Source organism: Paenisporosarcina cavernae (genome assembly GCF_003595195.1).
Lineage (GTDB): Bacteria > Bacillota > Bacilli > Bacillales_A > Planococcaceae > Paenisporosarcina > Paenisporosarcina cavernae.
This window is the reverse complement of record NZ_CP032418.1, coordinates 366,951-389,611: the sequence shown is the minus strand read 5'-3', so window position 1 is coordinate 389,611 and position 22,661 is coordinate 366,951. Positions and strand designations below refer to the sequence as shown.

Below are 22,661 nucleotides of genomic sequence, written 5' to 3'. Positions count from 1 at the left end.
GTCCACCACCACCTTTATTAAGAATTGTGTGCTACAGATACTCCGATGATGGTGATCTTTCAAAAATCTTTTCGGAATTCTTAATATCACTTAGGCTTTTTGCATCTAAAGTGACATATGTTGTAGATTCTTTACGTCCTTGGCGTTTCAATTCTATTAAAATCTCGCTAAGTGTATTGTCTATTGATTTTAGATACCTTTCACTCTTATCAATCACTTTTGTCACACCTCACTTAATTTTTTAGACCACTCCTCATAACTGATGTAAGGAATTACCCTACTAGGAGGCTGAATCTGCTTTTTAGCACGCTTAAGTGCCTGAATATACGTTAATGCCTCATTCGCCATTAAATCATCAATTCGGTTAGCCAATTTGCGCTGATACTCGCTATCCATGTAATCGCGTTCGCGACGATACTCAGGAAGTTGGCCATTCACTTTCATGATCACTACGCAGCGACATTGTATGTCCATTTCTGCTATGCCCCATAGTCGAGGTCCTTTTGATTTCCATGTCTTGTAATGAAAATACCCATCTTTATCAGCTTCATCAGCATCTAGCTTTCTGTGCGACATTCTGACACGAGAATCTAACATCGATGCCCATACCTTCGTCATTGTTGCATGCTTTGTAGCTTGATCAAATACTTTTTCTGCTGCAATACTTCTACTTCTTCCAGCTTCCGTTCTAGCAACTAGTCTTGCTTTCTTAGAAGAGAATCCCACTTGCCTTTCAATCCTCTTCGCAATGTCTGTATAACCTTCACCAGCAATTAGTCCTTGTGCTATTTCGATGTTAATTTTCCGCACAATTTCATTGCGATGTGCTTCCAATACTTTTGGCAATGTTAGTTCAGCGATAGGATTTAACAGAACTGATTTTATAGTCTCCGAAGAAGGAATACTAAAACCCATGTTAGGTGCTGGTGTTACACTCTGCTCGATGATGTATGCAGTCATTAAATATTTCGATACATATTGATATTCGTTTTGCTCCTGGATGATCTTCACTAGGTCACGATAATGTTCTGTTAACAAGTCGCTAATTAATTTCATTTCTTTCTGATATCGATTGTACTTATTGAGTTCAGTGAAACTTAATTCACCATTCCTTTCAAACTTACGAAACATTTCAGATACCTGAAACAGAATTGTTTTTAATCGTTTGTTAAACACCTTTTCAATGTCACTTTCGGCTTTAGCAAGCGATTTATTTAAAAGCTCCTCAATTTCGAGTTGATTCATCTTCATCACCGTCTAACGGTTCTAATTTCGTTCCATAGAGAAGTTCGTCTTTAGTCATTTCTTCTAGCTCAAACTGCACATCGTCAACAAATGTTAGTAGCGACAGTCTAGTCTTTTCACTTACATTACCTTTGAGTGAAGTTGTTGCTTGAGCTTCATCCAAAATATTTACTGGTAGATTCCGTTTAAATCCAAACCACACCTTGAGATAATCATCTTTGCTGAATCCTTTCCGAGATGCCCAAGCACTAAATAATACTTTGAACTGGTATCGAAGTGACGACACGAACTTTCGTTCCATCGTGATACATTTATTCTCGAGAGCCATTACTTTAAACTTCATTGCAATTCCTGAGGCGTTTCCTGCAAAATCTTCGTCTGCAAAATTCACAGACTTTGCAAAGCGCAAGATATTTTGTTCTAAACGATTCAAGTGATTTTCAATCATTTGATCATTAATATCTTTCGTCAGGTATTTTACATCGTCATCTTTTTCAAAGAGTTCAAACACGCCTGTTTTCTTCAAGTTTTGAAGTGTTTCCTCATCTGCTCCTAAACCCTTAAGAATGAGGTAAGCGAGACGATACTGCTCTATCTCATTGGAGGCATCAGACAGTGTTCGGTCATAAGCATCGATTAAAGCTAACACTTTCTCCGCATCTCCTTTGAGCTCCATATTGTTTGCTACTCCAAACAATGGATTATATTCAAAAAGGTGCAGTTGTTGCTCTAACTCTGTAAATTGCTTTCCTTTTTCTTGTTTGAAGAAATAGATAAGCGCATCGTCATAGAACTCTGCATAAATAGTTTCTCCAACACTGTAATAGCGTATAGAATATTCTGGCTCATGCACATCTTCACCGATGAAAACTACTTCCCATGGATTGATATTCTTTATTCGTTCGTTACCCTCAGTATCGACATAGGCGAGCCTTGCACTGATACCACAAATTGCGGCCATTTTACCATACTCCGAATCAACATCATCTGCATTGTTACGTAATAAAAACGTTTCAATCTCATTTTTGAGCGATTCGTTATTGTTGTCTACGTTGTAACTAATTGGATGACCAAACATATACCCAACTTTCGTATCCACAATGTCCACATCGAACGCATTGTTAAGTAAGTTGTTCACCTTGTCATCTAATCGACGAACATTTCCACCAGTCTCGAAATCTTCGTACTCAATTGTCTCTCGCTTAAATATCTTTGGACCATCTATATCAGCTTTATACCGCTTATATAGTTTGAACATACGATCTCTGTCGTTTTTATGTGCGTCGATGATATCGCTCACGATACTCGCTGATATTCCCACTTCGTCGATTAGTTTTTTGTAATGTAGCATCTACTCACCTGCCTAATTTTCTTGTGCGTTTTCGAATCGGTTCTAAGCTGTACCTAAATGCATCGATTAAATGGTTAAATTCATCAATAGGCTTATTAATCATTTGACCTTCTTTGTTACGATCCCAAACATAGTTGGAAAGTTCATTGATAAAATTCACACATGATGGATGCACGATGATTTTGAACTGTTGAATAAACTGAATTCCTGCACGAACACTGTCTGGTCCTTTTTCTGCCGCCTTAATTCTTCTCACTCCTGATTTACGAAGTTCCATGATGGTTCTAGGTTCAGAAGAGTCTGCAACAATTAGTTCTTTTTGATAGCCTTTTTCAAATATTTTCTCTGCTATTTCACTTGTAAGTAATCCTTTTTCATAAATCTCATCGAACACGTATATTTCTAAATTTTTGACGTCAACGATTGATGCTGGCATAGCAGATGGATCTACAGTAAAACCAAAGTCGAGTCCGAAAGCAGATTTCACACCTTCGCGTTTTGCAATTTCGGAATAGTCAAAAGCATTTACATACCAGTTAGTGAAGATTGCACCTTCAGAGATACCCCATTCGCCAAGACCTTCGATTTTGTATCGTCTCGGGTTATGCTCTTTCATCCACTCAAATAGTTCGATGTCGTCTTGACCAAGGAATTCATTGCATAAATAATTCGTTGTAATCGCTAATACATTCGCACTCACGGCATCAAAAAAACGCTTCTTCAACCAATGGCGTTCATTCCACGGGTTAAAGGTAAGCGTTATTTGTTTGAAATATCCATCTGGTAATTCTCCACGAATGGACATATCTACTTTGTCGAAGTCATCTTCATTCACGATTTGGTATGCTTCCTCAAACCAAGCCCAACAGAGAAACCCTACTTCCACGGTTATGGACGTGATACTCATTGGATTGTCTAATCCTCTAAAAAGAATCTTCTGCCCTGTAGGCTTATAAATAATTTCTAAAGGACTTAAACGAAACTCCCATAAGTGATCAACTTGCAAACGTTTAGTTGCCCATTTTAGCTGAGTGTATGTTGAATCTTTATGGTCTTTGAATACTTTACGTACCACAAGTGTATTAGCAAGTGGATATTCCATCATTCGAGTGATAATGTTCAAGGCAGTTGTAGTTGATTTCTTAGAACCACGGCCACCTTTTACAACTCTGTACCGACCTTTGTAATTCCAGAACTCTTTATAGCCTTTACCGACTACTTTTTTTAGACTGACATTAGTCTTCAAGGTCATTTTGAATCACTACCTGTTGGACTCCCTCAATCTGTTGCTTGTCTGTCCACATTGCATAGCGCTTACCAAGAAGTTCGGCTGCTTTAGTTCTTGCCATCGTATCAGAACGTTTTTCATGCGTCTCTACAGCTGCACCTGTTTCATCCCCGACCACTAAAAGCATCTCATCTTTCAACTCACCTCGCATAACAGAAGTAAGATATTTCAAAACTTCATCTTGCTCAGCAATTGACTGTTTTCGCAAATCCTGCAATCGTTTCTCGATATATGCTTTAATACTAGGTTTTTCGAGGTTTTCTTTGCCTATCGCATATGCGGTCTTTGGACTATACCCAGCATTAATTGCAGCTTTAGTTACTTCACCTAAACGAATATACTCATCGGCAAATCTTGTCTGTCTCTCATTCAGTTTCACCATCTCTCACCCACTTTCACGCTATTCGCTTTTTTAGATATAAAAAAAGCACCACATGGGATGCTTAAAAACCTATTTATTATATTCTTCTAACCCTAACTTTTCTTTCAATGCCCTCTAATTCAAGGTAATAGCTCATACTATCCTTATAAATTTTAACTGTTGGTCTATATTTGTATCTATATCTATAATAATATTCTACCTGTTCCCACCTTTCGCCATTCGTCAATTCGAAGATAGTCTCGCCATCAAAACCTTCAGAATCACCTTCAAGCCTCGCTTCTTTGTAAAGTTCCATATTTACACCTCCTATTTACACAATTCGCCAAATAAAAGGTATTTCCTTCTTTTCCCATCAAAAAACGCCACTCCATTTTCGGAAAGGCGCTTTAAATTCTTATTTAGTTTTACTAACTTAGTATATCCCCTACACATGCACTGGCTGCGTAGATTCAATACTGCTTATTTATAGAGTAACACACTAGTCGTCAAGTACGTGTGTAATATTTTGTCACATTTCGAAGAAACATTTCGAACATACCCATATGACAAATTTAATTCGTCGGATATCTCTTTTAAGGACTTGCGATCAACGATTACTTTTTTCATGATTGTATATTCATTGCTCGTTAATTTCCCTAACGCTTTCTCGTAATCCCTCTTCATTTCTTCGTAGTGCACTTTACGCTGCAGAATTTCATGTTTGCGTGAATGGAGGTGATCTATTCGCTCAATTGCTTCCTTCGAACCGAATTTCGTTGAGCCTATGCTACCCAACATATAGCTGCCCTTTCCGAACCAATAATCCATATCTGCATTGACTCGTTCTAGGTCCAGTTCGATTGTTTCAAGTGTTGCACACAAATCCAAATAGTTAGCCAACATTTTCACTTAAACCGACCCCCTTTATTTATAAACCATCTAACCCTTGTTTTCTCTGTTTGATTTTCTTGCGTTCTGCTAAATCGATTACGAGTATTGCAAGTTCAATTTTCTTTCGCTTCATCTTTTTCGAGATGTTAAGCAGAGATATTTCACTCTGCCACATCTCAATAAATTCCTTGATTTCTTGTTCAGTAAATCCTAAATCTATATCAATCTGATCCAGAGCAAAATACTTCATCGCTTGTTACGCAACCATTCCTTCTTACTGGCACGAGCAAACCCTTCTGTGTGACCTTCTCGCCACCCTCTAGCATGTCCTTTTGTTTCTCCATCGACTTTGCCGATGAACATTCCTGCAACAAATCCGAATAATACCATCATGAGTAGCCAAAACAGTTCCATGTTTCCACCTCATTTCGTTACGACTTTCCATCCTTCTTTTTTAAGTGCTCTGAGCTCTTTACCTTCGAACCGGTCGTAAAGCCAATGTTCTCGTATTCCATCGTCTAGCTTGAGCAAGAACCAACTACCTTTACGTATCATCTTCATACAATGCACCTTTTGGGGACGTTCCACCTCAATCGTAATTCCGTGTTTGTTTTGCATACGCACGCAACTCCTCAAGGTTTCTATGCCGATGGTCACAATTACCACACTGGATAAAGGAAGCATAATCAAGAACATATTCGAGATCTCCTAGCGGTTGCCAAAGACCACAGTTATCACAAGAGACTAGCAACGGGTAGTACTCTTGCTTTTTCATACCATCCCTTCTTTTCTGAGAGATTTTGAAACTTATCAAAGCATAAAACGTATCAATTATTATTAATAAATTTTAAGGAGATGTCCGATGAATAAACTGACATTTAATTTATTAGGGTTGTTAATAATTTTTATTGGATTTAAATTTTACTATGTTGAACCGAGCACCAATCTAATAAAACAATACAGTGAGTCGTACGATTTTGCTTTAACTCCATTTACAGAAAGCAGAAGCTTCGGTACAAAAGAACATTTACATACAGAAGAATTTTTACTAGAAAATCAAAAAAACATAACCTCTTTATCAATTGGATTTTTTGAAATTACTAGAGATTTTCAAAAAGCAGCAATTTTTGTTGTAACTGGAATCACAATAATTTTTGTAAATAACAGTAGAAAGTTATTAGATTTAATCAAAAACTTGAATACTTTTTAATCAAAATCAAATATGAGGAGCAATATCATGAATTTATTTGAAAATGTCGATTTCCCAACTGAACAGATCATTGGTCCGTTAGTTGTACTAATTATCACCATGGTAATTGCCGCATCAGTATATAAAATACTTTTAGGAAAAATCTTGCCACCAAAGGTATTTGACTTTTTCTTCGGTCCAGTTTGTTTATTTGGATTTTACTTATGGGCAATCCCAATGCAAATGGGTTTTTATGATGTATTCAAAAATTATTTTAATTAACATATTGGTTATTGATTAACACTTCCCTTAAAGACATAATGAATCTAATCAAATAATGTTGGAAGTGAGTGAGAAGCTTGTACATATTAATCAGAAAATACAAAGAAAATACAGAAGTCCTGAATAAATCCAATAGTGACTTTTTCAAAACATTCAAATCAATTGATGACGCGAACGAATTATGCGAAAGGTTAAATCGGTTACTATCTAAAGATAAACATTGGAAAGTTGATGAAGTGAAAAATGTATAAATTTACTTTGTACATCTAAAATTAATGATTATTCTTATCAAAGTTCGGAAAAGCCTTTCTAGCTTCTACAGGTATAAATTCTTTAAAATGGCCACTACTAGCCAATTCCTTAATTTCATCAATCGAATGTTCTGAAATAGCTATAGGAATACCACGTTCATCTATGACGATATCTCCTAATTTCAATTCGTTCGGTTGGCGGTTAAGCCCTTGCCAAAAGGTATTATTCTGCTTCATTGTTATTCTCCTTTTTGTTGTTTAATGGACGGAAAGTTCAGCAGCTTAACCGCAACTGACCATTTGATTCTCTTATAAATTCAGTTGCAAAATCTTCTTTTAACAGCACTTCAAATATTGCTTCAAGTACTTGTACTACAATGCTATTTCCTGCTTGATGGTAAAGTGTTCCGTTTAAACAACCTTCCCTTGACGGATGTTCTTTTAGAGCAGCTTCAAAGTCTTCATCATCGAATCCCATCAATCTCCAACATTCACGCTCTGTGAGATATCGGAAAATCTCACCTTCAATCCTCACTACTCCGCTGTTAGGACACCTCATTTGCTTTGTGGTGATTGTATTTACGTAATTTTTCACTTCGTCTAGCATTCGACCGCCAAAGGTTCCAGGAACAACCGGTTTTCCAGGCAACTTCTTAATCATGCTAGGTTGCCTTATGACGTACCTTTCATCAACTTCCGATTCTAGAAACTCCTCTATAGATCGCATTGGACATTTTCGTAACTTGTTAAAATCAAAGTTATGATTACCTAATATCGAAACTGTAAAAATTCTTTCTCTTGCTTGCGGTATTCCAAAGTCCCTTGCATCTAGCACTTGATAAGAATTGGTATACCCTAACGATTCCATATCTCTCAAGTAGTGATTGAAAGCAGGTACCAACTTTTTTGACAGTACATTTTTTACATTTTCCCAAATTACAACTTTTGGTTTCCATACGCCCAGATTTTCAATAATTTTAAGTGTTTCAAACAATAGAGAACTTCTGGTGCCGTCCTCTATATTTCCACCATATTGTTTTCCAGCAATTGAAAAATCCTGACAAGGTGATCCATGAACAAGGATATCTGGTTGCAAGGAATAACCGACTACACTTTCCGACTTGTAGCGATTATCGAACATAGCATTGTAAGTGCTGACTGCTTTCTCATTCCACTCTACATAATCAATTGATTTATGTTCGATGCCAAGATTGATTAAGGCTTTTCTTGGAGCACCAATTCCACCGAACAATTCAAGAATTTTTATCAAACTTTTCACCTCTTAATGCTGCATTTTATTAGTCTGGAACGTCTGAATCACTCGTCATATTTCACACAAACAACCACTTTAGGATTGTTGCTGTAAAATTTGCGAACAGTTAATTCCACAACTTGGCTGTCGTCATTCCAGATAATTTTGTTCATCCCGTCTTTTACTCCTTTTACATAGTTGTCTACATCCGGCTTTGTGATTGGCCGTAGTTGCCCAGCTTCAATCAGCTTTTGCTTGGGCTTTGTCTGCAGGGCTTTCGGGATTGATTTGTAAATATCTACGTGCAAAACAATTGGCCCTTCAATCAAATTGCTTGGTGCATGTTGACTAGCTACCAGTTGAACATACTGTTTAAAATCTCGCGACTTGAGTGGATCGTATAACACCGTTTTCCCTTTTGCGGTTTTTCCAGCTCTTGGGCGGCCTTGAGCTACTGGCTCGCCCACTATTTCAAACAAAATGGACTTCATTTGCGTAACTTCGCCTCGTAGGAGAGAACTTCGTCAATCGTTACTTGACGTTTTTCGAACTCCGCATCTGCTTCTGCTTGCTTGCGTTTGCAAACTGGACCATAACCATCCTCAATGGACCTTGCAGTTTTTAATACTCGATTACAACGATTGCATTGTGCCATATAGTTCACTCCTAGATTTTAAATTTGGTATTAGTTCCGACCTACGAATTTCATATCCATACAGATATAGCCATTCTTCGTAAATTTCTCGCCATTATCTATCCATCCCGAATCGATAAGCCGTTCATGGTCTGCTCGAAACTTCGCTAAGGTATCCGCCATAATTAACCGGGTAATAACACCATTTTTCTTTTTCGATTCCATACCTGCACCTCCTACCAGTTTTTGAAGCATGAGTCATACAAACTTTCGATGTATTGGGCATGCGCTAGTCGTTTTGCTAACTCTTCGCTTGGCTCCACTGCCATTTTCTTTTTTAAGATTCGTGGGATTCGTTTGATCTCATCCCCATCTGTCGTTTGTCGTCGAACAGCTTTGTAATCACCAAATCCTCGTGCGCGATTAACCACAAAGACAAATGAATGGCGGATTAATTTTCCTTGGTCGTTTATAAATGTCGAAGAAAATTGGCTAACTAGATAAGCCTCTTTCTCAATCTCTGCCATTTCTTTCGAACCGGTGTTGCGATAGTCCTCAGAGTACCTGTTCATTTGGCACCTCGTTCTCCTGCTCATAATCTCGTTTAATGCGCTCGATAGTGGTTATATGCAAAAGTTCGTGATAAGGCATGCTGCCAATGGGACGACCTTCAGGAGTTTCTGTGATGCCCATGGAACGTAACTCTTGTATAAAAAAATCTCGTTGATTTCCTTGAATTGTTTTCAAGTTCCCACTAATGTTCCGTCGGTTGCGCATGCTATTTCCCCCTCTTCGATATAGTTGAGTAATATTTCTTCTGCTTTTTCTCGACTGAAGCCATATGTAAAGCAAAAGTTTGTTAAATGATTTTCGAATTGTTCTTGGAATATTTCTTTCTTGTGCTCTTTCCACATTCCAGCTGCTAGAATCATTTGATTGAGTAATGCATTCATTCAATCTCCTGCCTGTCCGAATAAGATTTTCTCGATGTCAGCATTCTCTTTTTCTGCTTCATCGTCACGAATAGACTCTTCTGGCAGATACAGTTCTAAACACATCTTATTAATGCGAGAATGAACACGTCCTTCTTTGTAAATCTTCGCCAGATTTTCAATAGTTTTGTTTGATGTAAAGAAAGTGACTTTCTTATTTTCCAGTCGATAATCCACGATGTCGAAGAAAACTCGCTCTGCAAACTCACTAGGTTTTTCAATCGCAATGTCATCAATAACAAGTACCTCCACTTTTCGAAAGACTTGAATAATATCAATCTCCGATGTGGAGATTTCATTGCTAAATGTTTTTTTAATTTGTGAGAGTAAATCGTTCGCCTTTAGAAAAGCGATATCTACTCCATGCACTTTAACAAGTGCATTAGCAATGCTTGATGCCAGTCTCGTTTTTCCGGAACCCTTCTTTTCACTAAATAGATACAATCCTTTCCCTGCTTTTTTCATCTCTTCAAAGTTTTCGATAAATTTAACGGCAGCTTGTTTCGCAATTGTTGCCGTATCAATACTCTTTTGAGATTTATAAAGTAAAGGATTAAACGAACGGACAGTCGCTTCACGAAAAATAAAAGGGATTCCTGATAGATCAATCTTTCGTGAAATCTCGTTTTGTTTTTTGCGCTGTTCATAACAAGCACAGGGCTCATGCCATTCATCCGATTCTTCTCGAAATTCAGGTGTTCGTTTCGACCAATCTTTTTTCCAAATCCATCCCGAACCATCACAGGAACGATGTGGACACTTGTCAGAAGGAATAGTGAGAATTTCGACCGGATTCGATTCCAGCAAGGCGTTTGCGTCTTTCATTCGTTTCGCTAATTCTGGCCGACTCTTCAGGAGAGATTCCAGAGCTTGTCCTACTGTTTGAAGCATTGTTCATCCCTCGTTTCTTGTTTTGGTTGATTAAGATGGATTTAGTGTAATTTAGAGAGGTAGATCCATTCACACGTGTTTCCTTCATTGCTTGGATAACCCGCTCTTCTCCAAAATCATCAATTAGTGAACCTAACATCTCAGCAATGAATGAGCTGATTGTTCCAAATCCTTCTGACTCAAAAATTTGAAAAGCGTTTTTACGAGAAGTCTCTTTATCTATCTCTTTATTAAAATTATTAATGTTATTAACATTATTGTTTGTGTCTTTTTGTGGTTTTTCTGTGGTTTCATAATGGTTTGTTTGTGGTTCTTTTGTGGTTTCGTTTTTCTGATAATCAGTGTAATTACATATGGTTATGGTGGTTTTTTTCTTGTCAGTATTTTTTATAATCATTTCATCATCTTCTAATAATTTTAAAAATGACCTCACCTTTGTTTTTGACCATGACCAACGATCCATAAGTTTTAATTCAGAGGTTATAAAACTGCCTCTCTCAATCTTTATCATTTCATTTCCGAGAAGAACTTTACTTTCTTTATGATTGGCCATGAGCAATAAATCGACCCAGGCTTCGAACTTTGAAAATGAACGTTTTTCTTGAAAAAAAGGGTGCTCTTGAATCTTTCTGTGTAAACTAATCCACCCTGCCATGCCTTATCGCTTCCTTCCTCAGGCAGGACATCAAGGTATATGAATCATCTTGCCTGTGACTTTTGCTACCTCTTCTCGTATTAATTGCTCATCTGAATTACTATCGGAAAGATGCAATAACCAAATTTCTTTCAAGACCGATAAATCATTCGCCCTTAAAAAATCGAGCACATTCTCTAAGCTAAAATGCGACTTCATGATGCGATTTCGTAAGCCTTTTGGTAATCGTCCTGATTGGTTATTCTCGTCTAACACAGACTGACAATAGTTACACTCAAGCATTAAATGCGTAATACCTCTGAACTGATACTTGATGTAAAAAGTATCGGTGGCGAACAACAACTTTTCTTTCTTTTCGTTCATCAATATAAATCCAAATGGCTCAGAAACATCGTGCTGCACATCAAATCCTAAAATCGTCCATGTGCCGATTTTGAATAGGTGTTTAGCTTTTTGTTCATGAATTCGGTGATGTTGTAAGTCGATTGATTTTGCCGTTCCTGGACTCATATAACAATCAATACCAGCTTTCAAAAAACTCTTTAAACCTCCTACATGATCTTTATGTTCATGCGTGATTAAGCAGCCTTTTATATCTGTCGACTGAAAGTTTAATGCTTTTTGTACTTGCTTGAATGAAACGCCAGCTTCTAGGAGCAATGGCGTGTGACCGTCTGTTACGTAATAACAGTTACCTTTGCTCCCAGTGGCGATTGTCTTGATCTCAATCATTAGAAACCTGGTCCGTTTGATTCTGATTCAAAAACAGGTTCAGGTTCCGTCCCATCTTCAATTTGCTCCTCAAAAGGTTCTGTAATTTCACCTTTTTCCTTGTTCACGTAATCATCCATATCGAGGACTTCTTTATTTGCATTGGATTCAATTTCTTCTTGTATCTCTGCATCTTGAGATGCCTCATCGGATTTTTGGAAATGTGTCATCACAAGCGAATTATCATCCGATGTGTTCATTAGTTTTTTACATGCTCGGTTGATTACTGTCCGTTTGGCCATCTCTTGTGGAAACTTCTTGTGAGTCGACGAATCAGATTTTGGATTCATTTTCGATTGTCCCCAAGATTTTTCGATTTCTTCGATGGTCATAATCTCGTTAAATTCTGACCCATCTTTTTCGATAATCGTGCAATACGCCCCTATGATTTTGTTGTTCTGGCTTCCAAACTTTTGTTTGTGTACGAGATTGCAAACTCGTCCATTGACCATTTCATAATCAACTTCGTCACCTTCGTAAATAACTTGGGCATCGATGCTCTTAGCACCAGTCACACGTTTAGTTACTGCCATCGTGCCGAAGTAAGACCGTTGGAACGATAATGTAGAACCATAAGGGATAAAATAACCTTGTTTTTTCGCTGGGTTCAAACCTTGAACCACCATGTCCAGCAAGCTATTTGCGATACTATCTTTCGTGCATGCTTGCAACGCTGGCTTTCCGTTCTTATCTTTAGTTTCCTGTAGAGTTAGCCATGCAGATTTCATGGCATTCTCCGGACTATAGTCTGCAGGAAAGTGTAATTCCCCAGCCTCCTGAAATTCCTTCACTTTGTTTGCGACTATATCAACCGTATCTTTCTTGATTAGTGCTAATTCGCTCATTGTGATTCCTCCAGTAAGTTTTTATTTCTGTAGATATTGCCGATGACTTCAAATTCATCATCTTGCAACCAAACGTATTTCAGAATAAACGCACCATTTGATCCGTAAAACTCCGAGTCGTAATTATTCCAAATTTCATAAATGCCACTTTGATATTTGACTACTCCGACAAAATATTTATCAACTCTATGTCCGCCAGTTGTGTCGAAATCCATAAAACTAACAATATCCCCTTCATAAATCTCCACACCGTTCTTATCCTTTAGTCCTGTGTACTGCATGAGTGCATAGGTACCCGTACCATCAGGAGAGCTTCCTTCACCATTCTGAAGGTTGTAATAGTAGGCTAGATTATCGCCATCAAAGGAAATTGCGTCATGCACAACCGTTCCGCATACATGCATGCTTTTACAATCCCTATCCCAAACACGAAATTTAATTTGTCTCATTCTGATTCCTCCAAATACGAAATGTATTGGTTTCTTTTTTCTCGTAGGTGTTTCAACCGTTCCTTTTGTCTTTCAATTTCATCTGCGCAATTTTTAATAAAATCATTTGCATCATTTATTTGCGAATCTAATTTTGATAAATCCTTCTCAATTAATTCCCTAACATGACCATCGCATTTATTCATTGCGCTTCCTCCACTCGTAATGTTTTGTCCTGCTCGCTCACGATCAGGGAAACGATTTGTGTATCGATTGCATTTAGCTTCGTAACTGCCTCTGCGTTATCCACGAATATAGGTGCATAAATGCCATAATGCTCTGATAGCGTTTGGATAATATCTAGCCCAGCATTGATTCGCATCGCATTGTTCAACGAGCTGTAACCGACTCCGTTATAGGTTGTTTCGCACACTTCTTGCAGACCACCATTGATTTGGTTTTCAAACAATTTAAAGTTTGCTAGTTTGAATTTGCCGTTGATCTTGTCGGTTAAGAGATCCACTTTCGCTCGAATGAATTCCTCGGTTAAGTGCAATTCATGATCAAGCTTCTGAAACTCTGCAGCTAGTAGCGATTCGTTATCGGTTAAGTCCTGAATTCGCGCTTTTAAGTTCTCGACATTAGCTTGCGCTGCGATGACTGCATTCTTCTCACGCATTTCACTTCGCAGATCTCCAATTTCCGATTCAATGCCTTGAACAACTTCTTCCAATTCTTCTTTTTCCGATTGGGTAGAAGCTTTCAATTCATCAATTTGAATTTGCAGATTTTTGTATTCGGGTTCTTCTTTTACATCCCTCACGTTCGATTTAAGTGATTCTAATTCATTTGCAAGGTTTTGTTCAGAATCTACTAAATCGGCTAGAATCTGCTGTGACTTTGCTAGATTTTCAGTGTGATTTTGCAATCCCTCTTCGATTGGTAATTTACGTTCTGTGATTCGTTTGCCTTCTTCTGAAATTGCCAGTAAACGATTTGATTTATTTAAATTGAATGCCTCAAGTGCTTTTTGTTTAACCTCTTCAACTCTTTCTCCTTGAAGAGCTTGTCCGCATGTTGGACACTCAGTATTTCCATGAAACTCAAAACGTTCTTGATCAATCGAGTTCCATCTATTCCGTAATTCCACCAGCTGACGTTCAATGTTTTCAATAGAGTCATTGGACCACTTGATTTCCTGCTCGTATTTCTCGACTTCACGTTTGGCGAATTGAACGTTTTGTCTTGCTTCTTGCCATTTTGCTTGTTTTTCGCGTAATTCTTTTGTTTCTTCATTCGAAAATTCTTGTTCGAACGTTCTTAATGTTTGTGTTAGTTCCGTTATTTGCAGTTCTTTTTCTTTCACAGAATTACCATTACGAATGTTATTAATTTGATTGTTCGCTTGGTCAATTTGTAACTGAATCCCAGCAACTTCACCTTTCAATTCTTCTAGGTTTTCATTGCTTTCCGGAATAGATTTCGTGATTTCATCAATCCTCACTGGAATCGTCAATAGTTCTTCGTTAATTTTCTTGCGACGTTCGGCAATCACTTTTCGATGATCATCAATCGTGCGTCCTTTTAACAAAATAGGTAGTGCAGCTAGTTCTTTGTTTGTGGCATATACTTCTTCATCTGTCACATCACCACTGATCGTCAGGAGAATGTCACGACGATCTTTCCATTTCAGTTGCTCGTTGAAAAATGTGGGACTAGTAATCAGCTTGAACAAATCCTCTTTCACAATGGAATCGACAAATTCGGTGTATTCCTTTTTCTTCTTTGGCACACCATCGATGTAGTAATCCGTTTCATGTCCAGTGAAAGTAGATTCGGTAGATCCGCGTTTTCGAGTCCACACTTCCTTGTAGACTTTCTTTAATTCCACTTCGGTACCATCAATCTCGAATAACCCTTGAACAGAGTGATTTAAGTTGTGTAGCTCGTTACCGTTAGCATTTAGTGTCTTAATAGAAAAATCCTTGACGTTATGCGAATCCTTATCGAAAAGCAACCACACAAAGCCGTCGAATAACGTGGATTTACCAACGGCATTATCACCGTAAACATTGACTGAATTACCATTTAGAACTAGCGAAAAATTTTTAATCCCTTTGAAGTTCTCTAACTCCATTGAGAGCAATTTAATCGTTTTCAATTGACTGCCTCCTTGCCCCTTATGAAAGAATGTTGTATTCTATAGGGGACTTCTTAAGTTTTGGGTCCACTGTTGGTAGCAGTGGGCTATTTTTGTACATATAGCTCTGTCAGTCCCTTAAAAATGAGTTCTTTCACTTCGTAACCTTCCGCCAAACGCTCGTCCATTACTTCTACAACAGATGCCAAACTTGTATCTTTCGTGTCGATTCGCTCGACTGTTTTGTTAAATCCATCTTCAAAGTGCGCTTCCCATAAGTAGTACTCCTGTTCCACTTTTTCACCCCCTTTCAATGTTTTGTTTCGATACGTCCTCTAACTGAGTAAAATCAACCACAAGACGATAACCCCAGTGCTTGCAATACCCACGTTGAAAATCGAGCATTTCTTTTAATTCCTGCTGCGTTAATCGAAGTTCCAATTCACCGACAACAGGCTCAAAATATCTCTGGAAGAGAACGATGTATTCTTCGTTTGATAATTTCTTTATTGGTGTAATACGGACAGTTTTTTCCGACATTATTACTCCCCTAAATTTGTGATAAATATAAAGATTTGGCTTAACACAATCAGAGCAACAAACGGTGCACTTGCACCTAGAAATAGTTTTTCGCTTGAGTTAAGTGGAGCATCGAAGAAATAGTCTTCAATTCGTTTCATCATGATTCTTTATCCTCCAAGATTTTCGTATTTGTTGACTTAAGATACTTTTCTAGGAACCCACGACTCCACATAGCGAATTACTGTTTGCAATTCATGTCGCTTCACATCTTTATAAGAAGCAACTCCAAAGCGATCCTTGATTTCCCGATGCAGTTCGGGATATAACAGTCGCTTGTGTTCATCTGTTTCTGCGTGTTCGAACACTTTTGAACTGATTAGACGTTGTAAACGACGTTGTTCACCATGGTCCAATGTGATTTGGTTCTCCACTTTTTCTTTCAACTCATTTACTTCCACTTTCAAAACCTCTACTTCTTCAGAAGTTTCTAGTGATAGTCTCATAGAAGCTTTTAGTTGATCTTTTTCAGAAAGCACTCGTGGCTGATGAATTTGTTTTTCCATTTCTTCAAATCGAGTGACATAAGCTGCGGTGAACAACACACCTTTTTCACCAGTCATTTTGTTTGCAACCATGTCGCAACCTTTTTAAGTGATTAAAAAACATGGTTGTGTTTTGTTTTGCGAATTTTGATAGGTGCTTTCAATGAAAAAATCGGAGTGGGCGATTTCCCCCTGTCCTAAATACTCAATATAGGTTCTAATGCTTTTCATTAGTTCGTTATGCGATCTACCTACCATCTCCGCTACATCTCGACTATCTGTTACAAGTTGACCATCAATTGAAACCACTTTTAATTGACTCATTATTCCATCCTCCTAATCTTCTTTAAATAAGTGAAAGATATATTTGTCCAACAACCCAGCTAGTGTTAAAGATATGGATTCACTGTGCTATTACATCTGTATCTAACCATTTATCAATACAATCCAAATCAAAGATTAAAATCCCAGGACTCGGTCTACTGAAAGGTATAGCTTTTATCTTCACCAATCGATATAAAGTCGCTTCACTCATGGGACAATGAATAGATTCGAGATAACTAATTAACTGTTTCACTCCCCGTACTTTCCTCATTGGTCTGCACCTCCTTTAAGATATATTTTCTAACTACAGATTTTCTTTAGTTTATTTTCAAAAAAAATAATATCTGAAATGTTTACCTTTACAAGAGTTGAAAATTTATGTGCTACATCCATTCGAAAGACCTTCCGATACTTCTCATATTGAATATAAGTTTTTTCAGACATACCAAGCTTTTGCGCAATTTCAACTTGAGTGAATCCTCCTAGAATTCTTGCTTGTTCCAATGTGTACTTCATCAAATCACCTCCTTGTATTAAGAACTTTACTACAGAAAATCTGTAGTTGCAAGTATAAAAAGAAGAATTTCTGTATAAAATAATATTTTTAGAATAATATATACAGAAACACTGTACAAAACTACAGATAAAATGTAGAATAACTATTAAATGAAAGGGGAAGTTGCAAAGTGACTGTAGGAGATAAAATTAAAGAACTAAGAAAAGAGTATCGAATGACTCAAGAGGATTTAGCAAAAAAACTTAATGTAGCTCCAACTGCTGTTTCTGCTTGGGAACGAAATAAAAACCGGCCATTAATGGACAAGATTTCTATTATTTCTGAAATGTTTAATGTTCCTATTAGCCATTTTTTTGGTACAGAGGACATTGGAGCGACAGTTGAAACAGTATTATTGCCAGTGTATGGCAATATTAGTTGCGGAAAAGGATCCGTAGTGTATGAAACGATTGAGTCGTATGAAACAACTCCTAAAGATTGGCTCAACGGAGGGGACTATTTCTATTTGAAAGCTAAAGGGAATAGCATGATTGGTGCTAGAATTCACGAAGGAGACTTATTACTAATTCGCAAACAAGCTGAGGTTGAGAATGGTGAAATCGCAGCCATAGCTGTAGATGATGAAGTGCTTTTGAAACGAGTATTTAAAAATGGAAACTCTTTAATTTTACAATCCGAGAACCCCGAGTTCGCACCTATCTCTTATAACCCGAAAACGGATAAAAATATAGCAGTTATAGGTAAATTGAAAAAAGTTGTATTGACATTCTAAATAAATTAATGATCGGAGTTGAATTTAAGTGGCTTCTTACAAAGAAGTTTCTCCTGGAAAGTACAAGTTATATGTAGAACTCGGCTATGATGCTAAAGGAAAGAGAATAAGAAAAACAAAGACAGTGGAAGCCGGTGCACGTGAGGTAAAAAAATTGCTTTCTGCTTTTGAACAAGAGGTTTATAACTCCCAACATTTAGAAGTAGAAAAAATGAGCTTTTTGGCTTTCGCTGAAATATGGAAAACGTCTTTTGCTAAACGTAACTGGGCTTCTACTACTTATGAAAAAAACATGTTCATCTTAAATCAAATTTCACCCTACTTAGAATCGATGTATATTCAAAACATAAAAACTCTACATTTAGTACAATATTTCAAAGATGAAAGTGATAGAGGTGGGAAATCGCTCGTTAAAAAATATGAAGTACTTAAAAGTGTTTTCAAAAAAGCAGTCGAGTGGAATGTTTTAAAAACCAATCCCATGGACGGTATAGAAAAGCCTAAACCAAAAGTGAAAAAAAGAGAGTTTTACAATAAGAAAGAAATACAAAATCATTTAAGGATATTGGATCAACTGAATACCTATCAAAAACTAATAATAAAAGCAGCTTTAATCGGAGCTTTACGACGAGAAGAGATATTAGGAATTGCCACAGATGTAGTTGACTATGCAAACAATCAAATATTAATTAAAAGAGCACTTGTATACACTAAGGAACATGGACTTGAATTAAAGAAAACAAAAAACGGAGAAGAAAGAACTGTCACTTTTCCTGAAGATTTTATGCAGGAATTAAAAGAATTTTATATAAAAAAGTTAAATGAACGCATGGCAATGGGAAATCTTTGGAATGGTTTTAAGGGGCCAGAAGGAGATGATCTGTTTATGATATTTTCAAATGAATATGGTGTTCCTTTTAGACCCGACAGTGTAACACAGTTCTGGGGACGTATTGTTAAAAAGTACGGCTTAAAAAAGATATCCTTTCATGATCTTCGCCATTCTTCTGCCTCCCTTTTATTAAGTGAAGGAGTTAATATGAAAGTTATCCAAAATAGACTTGGCCATAAAAATATAAAAACAACGATGAATATATATGCTCATGCAACACTAGAAGATGATGAGAAAGCTAGCAATGTGTTTAAAAACCTTTTGTAATCATTTATATTTTTTAGTCACTAATTGGTCACTAGTTGATGAAAAATCGAATAAGCAAATCATACTTTCCAAAAATCATTTACCCCTAAACCCTTTCCTCTCTAGGCGTTAAATAGATAAATTTCTAATGGAGACTATCGGGTTCGAACCGACGACCTTCACACTGCCAGTGTGACGCTCTCCCAACTGAGCTAAGCCCCCTAAATACACGCAAAATTTGAAACTTTTTGATACAATACTCAGTATATGATTCATACGTAAAATTGACAAGAAGCGAGAGGGGCAATCAGCTATGAAAAAACTAACACAGCACGCAGAACGTGAAATTACCTCCGCTGTCTCTCTTTGTGATACAAAAGGGGACTTAAATCCAGCTGCAATCGGGTTTGCCAGAAAACCTATTATACATAGCAACTTAAAAGGCCACTTTTTACGCAAGAAAAAATGGAATTATTGGTGCATTTTTGGTGAAGAAATTCTCTTTTCCGCTACTATTAGTCACTTAGACTATGCTGCCGTGTGTTTTGTGTATTTTCTTGACTATGAAACGCAACGATTTTTCGAAAAAACCATTACCATTCCTGTTGGAAGAGGTGTTTCATTACCATCCAACGTTTTAGAAACGGTTTCTTTTTCTTCCAATGAAATGAGCATTCAGCTCGTGCATTTACAGGGAGAAACACATCTTACGGTGACCATTAGCGATTTTGATAGTGACTTTCTTCATGCCGATCTGCACATTGAACACCCAGCAGATGACGAGTCGCTAAATGTAGTGATTCCTTGGAACCGACAAACATTTCAACATACCGCAAAACATCATTCCTTGCCGACAAGAGGTTTTGTGAAGCTCGGAGATCGAAATTATCGATTCCGTCCGGAAGAGTCATTTGCGGTTTTAGATTACGGTCGAGGTGTCTGGCCCCGCTCTGTGACATGGAACTGGGCGATGGGTTCTCAACGAGTTCGCGGTCAACGCATCGGGATAAATTTCGGTGGCAAGTGGACAGACGGAACTGGAATGACCGAAAATGCTATTTTTGTGGACGGGAAAATGACGAAGCTTTCAGAGGATGTTATTTTCACCTACAACCCAAAACAATTTATGGACCCATGGAAGATTCACACGAAATTTTCATCCGACGTTCAATTGACGTTTACTCCTTTCTTCGAACGAGTAGCGCAAACAAACGCGAAAGTAATCGTTTCAACTGTTCACCAACTGATCGGTTATTTCAACGGTACAATGACGGATGGCGATGGAAAAACGATTCAATTAACCGAGTTTTTAGGTAGTGTGGAAGAACACGTCGCTAAATGGTAAATTCCTAAACTTCCCCCTGGGGAAGTTTTTTTCATGGTGTAATCTATACATCCAACCGTTCAGCGCAATAAATCGCACCAAATACTCCACAAACCGCACCTTCAATATGTATGATTAACTAGAAAATACATTCACCATAAGAATTTCATGCCTTGTACCATACTTTTCGTAGAAAAAATCCCCAAAATTCAGCCCCCCATTCTCTAAAATAATAAAACGCCACAAGTGATAAGCTCATGACGTTTCTATTTAAAAATTATTATTCGTTGACTAAATCGACCATTTTCTCAGGGTAGTCCGTGAAAATAGCATGGACGCCAATTTCGAGAAGTTCGGTTGCTTGTACGACATCGTTTACGGTAAACACGCGTATGATCGCACCTTTTGATAGCGCCACTTTCGTCATTTTCCGGTAAGCAGCGGGCAATGCAATGTGAATGGCTTCCGCTTTTAGTAGGTGAGCGTAGTCTGCCACGTCTACCATTACTTCCATTGTAAGAAGTGCGGTCTGAACATGCGGTGCTAGTTGCTTAGCTTGTTCTAGCGCTTCATGGTCAAAAGACGAGATGATCACTTGTTCTTCCATGTCAAAGTCATGCACCATGCGAAGTACTCTTTCGGTCATGCCTTCATAAGGAACGATGTCCGATTTTAATTCAACATTCACCGTCATGTTGGTTTCTTTAAATATCGACAGTACTTCTTCAAGCGCAGGAATTTTTTCATTCGCAAATGTAGGAGAGAACCAGGACCCTGCATCATATTGACGGAGTTCTTTATAAGTGAAATCTTTGATATACCCGCCCCCGTTTGTCGTGCGATCAATCGTTTCGTCATGAATAACAACGAGCTCTCCGTCTTTTGTCATGTGTACGTCAAACTCCACCCCATCTACTCGCAAGTTCGCAGCTGCTTGAAATGCAGCGAGCGTATTTTCTGGGTACGTACCCGATGAACCTCGATGCGCAATGATTTTCATGACAATTCCTCCTATATTTCCGTCCGCACTTTCCACAATTCTGGGAAGAAATAATGATCCAATACTCGTTTTAAATAATGAACTCCTGAAGAGCCACCAGTTCCTTGTTTAAATCCAATGATGCGTTCCACTGTTTTCATGTGACGGAAACGCCACTGTTGAAGACTATCCTCGATATCGACTAATTTTTCACCAAGTTGATACAATTCCCAGTATTCATCCACATTAGAATAAACGGTCTTCCAAGCAGCTAACACACTTTCATTTTCCTCATAAGGTTCCGACGGAGCGCGATTTAACACAGCTTGGTCTATCGGTAATCCTGCTTTTGCTAGTTTCGAAATAGCGACATCGTATAACCCGGGCGAATGATAACTCTTCGTCAAAGCTTCAAGTAGGACAGGATCTTTCTCGTAAATTTTTAATACATGACTCGTTTTATAGCCAAGTGCAAATTCGATCATGCGATATTGATACGATTGAAACCCACTCGCATTTCCAAGCATATGACGAAATTCCATGTATTCTGCAGGAGTTAGTGTTGCTAACACATCCCATGCTTGAATAATTTGAGTTTGAATTCGTGAAACTCTCGCAAGTTGTTTAAATGCTGGTTGCAGTTGGTCGTTTTCTATATTCGTAATCGCTGCTTGCATTTCGTGTAAAATTAACTTCATCCAAAGCTCTGACACTTGATGAATGATAATAAATAAGTGTTCATCATGATGGTCACTTAACCCATCTTGAGCAGTTAATAGTTGATCTAAATGCAAGTACTCTCCGTACGTCATGCTTTCCTTAAAGTCAGTCCGAATTGCCTTTTCTTCACTTGCAGCTACATTTTGACCATTTTCATATCGTTTCGTGGACATCTGAAAACTCCTTCCACTCTGCTCACCTTTATCTCAACTACTTCGATTATGACATGGATGAAAGAAACATCAAAGCCTCGTTTTATTGCGGGGGGATAAAATCTTGTCGCGCTCCTCCATGATTACACTTTGAATAGTCAAAATAGAGCAAAAAATAGATTGCATTTTATTTCCAAAGTATGGT

Annotated in this window: 38 protein-coding genes and 1 tRNA gene; 5 read left to right on the top strand and 34 right to left on the bottom strand. The window is 37.8% G+C overall.

Going from position 1 to position 22,661, the window contains the following annotated elements; genetic code table 11:
• Window positions 1–222: 222 nt before the first annotated feature.
• From D3873_RS02075 to D3873_RS02040, 9 genes are all read right to left on the bottom strand, one after another.
• Complete coding sequence (locus D3873_RS02075) at window positions 223–1,245, bottom strand: phage head morphogenesis protein (RefSeq protein WP_119882461.1); 1,023 nt, start codon at window positions 1,243–1,245, stop codon at window positions 223–225.
• Window positions 1,226–2,596 (bottom strand): phage portal protein, encoded by a 1,371-nt coding sequence (locus D3873_RS02070; RefSeq protein ID WP_119882460.1) that lies wholly within the window; start codon window positions 2,594–2,596, stop codon window positions 1,226–1,228. Before D3873_RS02070 ends, D3873_RS02075 begins: the two co-directional genes overlap by 20 nt.
• A gap of 4 nt (window positions 2,597–2,600) precedes the next feature.
• On the bottom strand, window positions 2,601–3,848 hold the full coding sequence (locus D3873_RS02065; protein ID WP_119882459.1) for a PBSX family phage terminase large subunit: 1,248 nt from the start codon (window positions 3,846–3,848) through the stop codon (window positions 2,601–2,603).
• The gene (locus D3873_RS02060; RefSeq protein WP_119882458.1) at window positions 3,832–4,266 is read right to left on the bottom strand and encodes a terminase small subunit; all 435 of its coding nucleotides are present in this window, start codon (window positions 4,264–4,266) and stop codon (window positions 3,832–3,834) included. Before D3873_RS02060 ends, D3873_RS02065 begins: the two co-directional genes overlap by 17 nt.
• 76 nt (window positions 4,267–4,342) lie before the next feature.
• Complete coding sequence (locus D3873_RS02055; RefSeq protein ID WP_119882457.1) at window positions 4,343–4,561, bottom strand: hypothetical protein; 219 nt, start codon at window positions 4,559–4,561, stop codon at window positions 4,343–4,345.
• Between the two features lie 164 nt (window positions 4,562–4,725).
• Complete coding sequence (locus tag D3873_RS02050; protein WP_119882456.1) at window positions 4,726–5,154, bottom strand: hypothetical protein; 429 nt, start codon at window positions 5,152–5,154, stop codon at window positions 4,726–4,728.
• A gap of 19 nt (window positions 5,155–5,173) precedes the next feature.
• Window positions 5,174–5,386, bottom strand: a complete 213-nt coding sequence (locus D3873_RS02045; RefSeq protein WP_119882455.1) for a hypothetical protein — start codon at window positions 5,384–5,386, stop codon at window positions 5,174–5,176.
• Window positions 5,383–5,550 (bottom strand): hypothetical protein, encoded by a 168-nt coding sequence (locus D3873_RS13320; RefSeq protein ID WP_162920111.1) that lies wholly within the window; start codon window positions 5,548–5,550, stop codon window positions 5,383–5,385. Before D3873_RS13320 ends, D3873_RS02045 begins: the two co-directional genes overlap by 4 nt.
• Window positions 5,551–5,559: 9 nt before the next feature.
• Complete coding sequence (locus tag D3873_RS02040; RefSeq protein ID WP_162920110.1) at window positions 5,560–5,754, bottom strand: hypothetical protein; 195 nt, start codon at window positions 5,752–5,754, stop codon at window positions 5,560–5,562.
• Between the two features lie 244 nt (window positions 5,755–5,998).
• Between D3873_RS02040 and D3873_RS02035 the strand changes: the two genes are divergently transcribed.
• Both D3873_RS02035 and D3873_RS02030 read left to right on the top strand, forming a co-directional pair.
• Window positions 5,999–6,346, top strand: a complete 348-nt coding sequence (locus D3873_RS02035; protein ID WP_119882453.1) for a hypothetical protein — start codon at window positions 5,999–6,001, stop codon at window positions 6,344–6,346.
• Window positions 6,347–6,373: 27 nt separating this feature from the next.
• Entirely contained in the window at window positions 6,374–6,607 is a 234-nt protein-coding gene (locus tag D3873_RS02030) for a hypothetical protein (protein WP_119882452.1), read from the top strand.
• Between the two features lie 272 nt (window positions 6,608–6,879).
• On the opposite strand, the gene D3873_RS02025 is transcribed toward D3873_RS02030, so the two are convergent.
• The 22 genes from D3873_RS02025 to D3873_RS01940 form a co-directional block, all read right to left on the bottom strand.
• Window positions 6,880–7,095, bottom strand: coding sequence for a hypothetical protein (locus D3873_RS02025; protein WP_119882451.1), 216 nt, complete (start codon window positions 7,093–7,095; stop codon window positions 6,880–6,882).
• Between the two features lie 37 nt (window positions 7,096–7,132).
• Complete coding sequence (locus tag D3873_RS02020) at window positions 7,133–8,137, bottom strand: DNA cytosine methyltransferase (protein WP_476641254.1); 1,005 nt, start codon at window positions 8,135–8,137, stop codon at window positions 7,133–7,135.
• 38 nt (window positions 8,138–8,175) lie between these two features.
• On the bottom strand, window positions 8,176–8,601 hold the full coding sequence (locus D3873_RS02015; protein ID WP_119882449.1) for a RusA family crossover junction endodeoxyribonuclease: 426 nt from the start codon (window positions 8,599–8,601) through the stop codon (window positions 8,176–8,178).
• Window positions 8,598–8,765, bottom strand: a complete 168-nt coding sequence (locus D3873_RS13315; protein WP_162920109.1) for a DUF6011 domain-containing protein — start codon at window positions 8,763–8,765, stop codon at window positions 8,598–8,600. Before D3873_RS13315 ends, D3873_RS02015 begins: the two co-directional genes overlap by 4 nt.
• 30 nt (window positions 8,766–8,795) lie before the next feature.
• Complete coding sequence (locus D3873_RS13310; RefSeq protein WP_162920108.1) at window positions 8,796–8,969, bottom strand: hypothetical protein; 174 nt, start codon at window positions 8,967–8,969, stop codon at window positions 8,796–8,798.
• Between the two features lie 11 nt (window positions 8,970–8,980).
• Window positions 8,981–9,316, bottom strand: a complete 336-nt coding sequence (locus D3873_RS02010; RefSeq protein ID WP_119882448.1) for a hypothetical protein — start codon at window positions 9,314–9,316, stop codon at window positions 8,981–8,983.
• The gene (locus tag D3873_RS02005; RefSeq protein WP_119882447.1) at window positions 9,300–9,521 is read right to left on the bottom strand and encodes a hypothetical protein; all 222 of its coding nucleotides are present in this window, start codon (window positions 9,519–9,521) and stop codon (window positions 9,300–9,302) included. The genes D3873_RS02010 and D3873_RS02005 overlap by 17 nt, the downstream gene beginning before the upstream one ends.
• Entirely contained in the window at window positions 9,488–9,697 is a 210-nt protein-coding gene (locus D3873_RS02000) for a hypothetical protein (RefSeq protein ID WP_119882446.1), read from the bottom strand. The genes D3873_RS02005 and D3873_RS02000 overlap by 34 nt, the downstream gene beginning before the upstream one ends.
• Entirely contained in the window at window positions 9,698–10,561 is an 864-nt protein-coding gene (locus D3873_RS01995; protein ID WP_238473840.1) for an ATP-binding protein, read from the bottom strand.
• Complete coding sequence (locus D3873_RS13550) at window positions 10,500–11,282, bottom strand: DnaD domain-containing protein (RefSeq protein ID WP_119882444.1); 783 nt, start codon at window positions 11,280–11,282, stop codon at window positions 10,500–10,502. Before D3873_RS13550 ends, D3873_RS01995 begins: the two co-directional genes overlap by 62 nt.
• A 30-nt stretch (window positions 11,283–11,312) precedes the next feature.
• Complete coding sequence (locus D3873_RS01985; protein ID WP_119882443.1) at window positions 11,313–12,014, bottom strand: MBL fold metallo-hydrolase; 702 nt, start codon at window positions 12,012–12,014, stop codon at window positions 11,313–11,315.
• Window positions 12,014–12,898 carry a recombinase RecT gene (locus D3873_RS01980; protein ID WP_119882442.1) on the bottom strand — a complete coding sequence of 295 codons (885 nt, stop codon included), beginning with the start codon at window positions 12,896–12,898 and terminating at the stop codon, window positions 12,014–12,016. Before D3873_RS01980 ends, D3873_RS01985 begins: the two co-directional genes overlap by 1 nt.
• Entirely contained in the window at window positions 12,895–13,347 is a 453-nt protein-coding gene (locus D3873_RS01975) for a YopX family protein (protein WP_119882441.1), read from the bottom strand. Before D3873_RS01975 ends, D3873_RS01980 begins: the two co-directional genes overlap by 4 nt.
• Complete coding sequence (locus D3873_RS01970; RefSeq protein WP_119882440.1) at window positions 13,344–13,532, bottom strand: hypothetical protein; 189 nt, start codon at window positions 13,530–13,532, stop codon at window positions 13,344–13,346. Before D3873_RS01970 ends, D3873_RS01975 begins: the two co-directional genes overlap by 4 nt.
• The gene (locus tag D3873_RS01965; protein ID WP_119882439.1) at window positions 13,529–15,487 is read right to left on the bottom strand and encodes an AAA family ATPase; all 1,959 of its coding nucleotides are present in this window, start codon (window positions 15,485–15,487) and stop codon (window positions 13,529–13,531) included. The genes D3873_RS01970 and D3873_RS01965 overlap by 4 nt, the downstream gene beginning before the upstream one ends.
• An 86-nt stretch (window positions 15,488–15,573) precedes the next feature.
• Window positions 15,574–15,762, bottom strand: coding sequence for a hypothetical protein (locus D3873_RS01960; protein WP_119882438.1), 189 nt, complete (start codon window positions 15,760–15,762; stop codon window positions 15,574–15,576).
• 4 nt (window positions 15,763–15,766) lie between these two features.
• Entirely contained in the window at window positions 15,767–16,006 is a 240-nt protein-coding gene (locus D3873_RS01955) for a hypothetical protein (RefSeq protein ID WP_119882437.1), read from the bottom strand.
• A 2-nt stretch (window positions 16,007–16,008) separates the two neighbouring features.
• Window positions 16,009–16,149 carry a hypothetical protein gene (locus tag D3873_RS13305; RefSeq protein WP_162920107.1) on the bottom strand — a complete coding sequence of 47 codons (141 nt, stop codon included), beginning with the start codon at window positions 16,147–16,149 and terminating at the stop codon, window positions 16,009–16,011.
• Between the two features lie 36 nt (window positions 16,150–16,185).
• A complete protein-coding gene (locus D3873_RS01950; RefSeq protein ID WP_238473810.1) occupies window positions 16,186–16,623 on the bottom strand; it encodes an ORF6C domain-containing protein in 438 nt (145 codons plus the stop codon).
• 12 nt (window positions 16,624–16,635) lie between these two features.
• The gene (locus D3873_RS13545) at window positions 16,636–16,854 is read right to left on the bottom strand and encodes a Rha family transcriptional regulator (RefSeq protein WP_238473809.1); all 219 of its coding nucleotides are present in this window, start codon (window positions 16,852–16,854) and stop codon (window positions 16,636–16,638) included.
• A 79-nt stretch (window positions 16,855–16,933) separates the two neighbouring features.
• Window positions 16,934–17,125 (bottom strand): hypothetical protein, encoded by a 192-nt coding sequence (locus D3873_RS01945; protein WP_119882436.1) that lies wholly within the window; start codon window positions 17,123–17,125, stop codon window positions 16,934–16,936.
• A 29-nt stretch (window positions 17,126–17,154) separates the two neighbouring features.
• Window positions 17,155–17,370, bottom strand: coding sequence for a helix-turn-helix transcriptional regulator (locus D3873_RS01940; protein ID WP_119882435.1), 216 nt, complete (start codon window positions 17,368–17,370; stop codon window positions 17,155–17,157).
• Between the two features lie 170 nt (window positions 17,371–17,540).
• Between D3873_RS01940 and D3873_RS01935 the strand changes: the two genes are divergently transcribed.
• Both D3873_RS01935 and D3873_RS01930 read left to right on the top strand, forming a co-directional pair.
• Window positions 17,541–18,143 carry a LexA family protein gene (locus D3873_RS01935; RefSeq protein ID WP_119882434.1) on the top strand — a complete coding sequence of 201 codons (603 nt, stop codon included), beginning with the start codon at window positions 17,541–17,543 and terminating at the stop codon, window positions 18,141–18,143.
• Window positions 18,144–18,171: 28 nt separating this feature from the next.
• Complete coding sequence (locus D3873_RS01930; protein WP_119882433.1) at window positions 18,172–19,302, top strand: tyrosine-type recombinase/integrase; 1,131 nt, start codon at window positions 18,172–18,174, stop codon at window positions 19,300–19,302.
• Between the two features lie 128 nt (window positions 19,303–19,430).
• Here the strand turns inward: D3873_RS01930 and D3873_RS01925 are convergent.
• Window positions 19,431–19,503, bottom strand: a tRNA-Ala gene (locus D3873_RS01925).
• 91 nt (window positions 19,504–19,594) lie between these two features.
• On the opposite strand from D3873_RS01925, the gene D3873_RS01920 reads away from it, so the two are divergent.
• Window positions 19,595–20,626, top strand: coding sequence for a DUF2804 domain-containing protein (locus D3873_RS01920; protein ID WP_119882432.1), 1,032 nt, complete (start codon window positions 19,595–19,597; stop codon window positions 20,624–20,626).
• Window positions 20,627–20,885: 259 nt separating this feature from the next.
• On the opposite strand, the gene D3873_RS01915 is transcribed toward D3873_RS01920, so the two are convergent.
• On the bottom strand, window positions 20,886–21,605 hold the full coding sequence (locus tag D3873_RS01915; RefSeq protein ID WP_119882431.1) for a glycerophosphodiester phosphodiesterase: 720 nt from the start codon (window positions 21,603–21,605) through the stop codon (window positions 20,886–20,888).
• An 11-nt stretch (window positions 21,606–21,616) separates the two neighbouring features.
• A complete protein-coding gene (kynA, locus tag D3873_RS01910; RefSeq protein WP_119882430.1) occupies window positions 21,617–22,477 on the bottom strand; it encodes a tryptophan 2,3-dioxygenase in 861 nt (286 codons plus the stop codon).
• Window positions 22,478–22,661 lie beyond the last annotated feature (184 nt).

Coding starts and splice junctions, on each gene's coding strand:
- D3873_RS02075 (WP_119882461.1), bottom strand. CDS start 1,245: ATGAATCAACTCGAAATTGAGGAGCTTTTAAATAAATCGCTTGCTAAA.
- D3873_RS02070 (WP_119882460.1), bottom strand. CDS start 2,596: ATGCTACATTACAAAAAACTAATCGACGAAGTGGGAATATCAGCGAGT.
- D3873_RS02065 (WP_119882459.1), bottom strand. CDS start 3,848: ATGACCTTGAAGACTAATGTCAGTCTAAAAAAAGTAGTCGGTAAAGGC.
- D3873_RS02060 (WP_119882458.1), bottom strand. CDS start 4,266: ATGGTGAAACTGAATGAGAGACAGACAAGATTTGCCGATGAGTATATT.
- D3873_RS02055 (WP_119882457.1), bottom strand. CDS start 4,561: ATGGAACTTTACAAAGAAGCGAGGCTTGAAGGTGATTCTGAAGGTTTT.
- D3873_RS02045 (WP_119882455.1), bottom strand. CDS start 5,386: ATGAAGTATTTTGCTCTGGATCAGATTGATATAGATTTAGGATTTACT.
- D3873_RS13320 (WP_162920111.1), bottom strand. CDS start 5,550: ATGGAACTGTTTTGGCTACTCATGATGGTATTATTCGGATTTGTTGCA.
- D3873_RS02040 (WP_162920110.1), bottom strand. CDS start 5,754: ATGCAAAACAAACACGGAATTACGATTGAGGTGGAACGTCCCCAAAAG.
- D3873_RS02035 (WP_119882453.1), top strand. CDS start 5,999: ATGAATAAACTGACATTTAATTTATTAGGGTTGTTAATAATTTTTATT.
- D3873_RS02030 (WP_119882452.1), top strand. CDS start 6,374: ATGAATTTATTTGAAAATGTCGATTTCCCAACTGAACAGATCATTGGT.
- D3873_RS02025 (WP_119882451.1), bottom strand. CDS start 7,095: ATGAAGCAGAATAATACCTTTTGGCAAGGGCTTAACCGCCAACCGAAC.
- D3873_RS02015 (WP_119882449.1), bottom strand. CDS start 8,601: ATGAAGTCCATTTTGTTTGAAATAGTGGGCGAGCCAGTAGCTCAAGGC.
- D3873_RS13315 (WP_162920109.1), bottom strand. CDS start 8,765: ATGGCACAATGCAATCGTTGTAATCGAGTATTAAAAACTGCAAGGTCC.
- D3873_RS13310 (WP_162920108.1), bottom strand. CDS start 8,969: ATGGAATCGAAAAAGAAAAATGGTGTTATTACCCGGTTAATTATGGCG.
- D3873_RS02010 (WP_119882448.1), bottom strand. CDS start 9,316: ATGAACAGGTACTCTGAGGACTATCGCAACACCGGTTCGAAAGAAATG.
- D3873_RS02005 (WP_119882447.1), bottom strand. CDS start 9,521: ATGCGCAACCGACGGAACATTAGTGGGAACTTGAAAACAATTCAAGGA.
- D3873_RS02000 (WP_119882446.1), bottom strand. CDS start 9,697: ATGAATGCATTACTCAATCAAATGATTCTAGCAGCTGGAATGTGGAAA.
- D3873_RS01995 (WP_238473840.1), bottom strand. CDS start 10,561: ATGAAAGACGCAAACGCCTTGCTGGAATCGAATCCGGTCGAAATTCTC.
- D3873_RS13550 (WP_119882444.1), bottom strand. CDS start 11,282: ATGGCAGGGTGGATTAGTTTACACAGAAAGATTCAAGAGCACCCTTTT.
- D3873_RS01985 (WP_119882443.1), bottom strand. CDS start 12,014: ATGATTGAGATCAAGACAATCGCCACTGGGAGCAAAGGTAACTGTTAT.
- D3873_RS01980 (WP_119882442.1), bottom strand. CDS start 12,898: ATGAGCGAATTAGCACTAATCAAGAAAGATACGGTTGATATAGTCGCA.
- D3873_RS01975 (WP_119882441.1), bottom strand. CDS start 13,347: ATGAGACAAATTAAATTTCGTGTTTGGGATAGGGATTGTAAAAGCATG.
- D3873_RS01970 (WP_119882440.1), bottom strand. CDS start 13,532: ATGAATAAATGCGATGGTCATGTTAGGGAATTAATTGAGAAGGATTTA.
- D3873_RS01955 (WP_119882437.1), bottom strand. CDS start 16,006: ATGTCGGAAAAAACTGTCCGTATTACACCAATAAAGAAATTATCAAAC.
- D3873_RS13305 (WP_162920107.1), bottom strand. CDS start 16,149: ATGATGAAACGAATTGAAGACTATTTCTTCGATGCTCCACTTAACTCA.
- D3873_RS01950 (WP_238473810.1), bottom strand. CDS start 16,623: ATGGTTGCAAACAAAATGACTGGTGAAAAAGGTGTGTTGTTCACCGCA.
- D3873_RS13545 (WP_238473809.1), bottom strand. CDS start 16,854: ATGAGTCAATTAAAAGTGGTTTCAATTGATGGTCAACTTGTAACAGAT.
- D3873_RS01945 (WP_119882436.1), bottom strand. CDS start 17,125: ATGAGGAAAGTACGGGGAGTGAAACAGTTAATTAGTTATCTCGAATCT.
- D3873_RS01940 (WP_119882435.1), bottom strand. CDS start 17,370: ATGAAGTACACATTGGAACAAGCAAGAATTCTAGGAGGATTCACTCAA.
- D3873_RS01920 (WP_119882432.1), top strand. CDS start 19,595: ATGAAAAAACTAACACAGCACGCAGAACGTGAAATTACCTCCGCTGTC.
- D3873_RS01915 (WP_119882431.1), bottom strand. CDS start 21,605: ATGAAAATCATTGCGCATCGAGGTTCATCGGGTACGTACCCAGAAAAT.
- kynA (WP_119882430.1), bottom strand. CDS start 22,477: ATGTCCACGAAACGATATGAAAATGGTCAAAATGTAGCTGCAAGTGAA.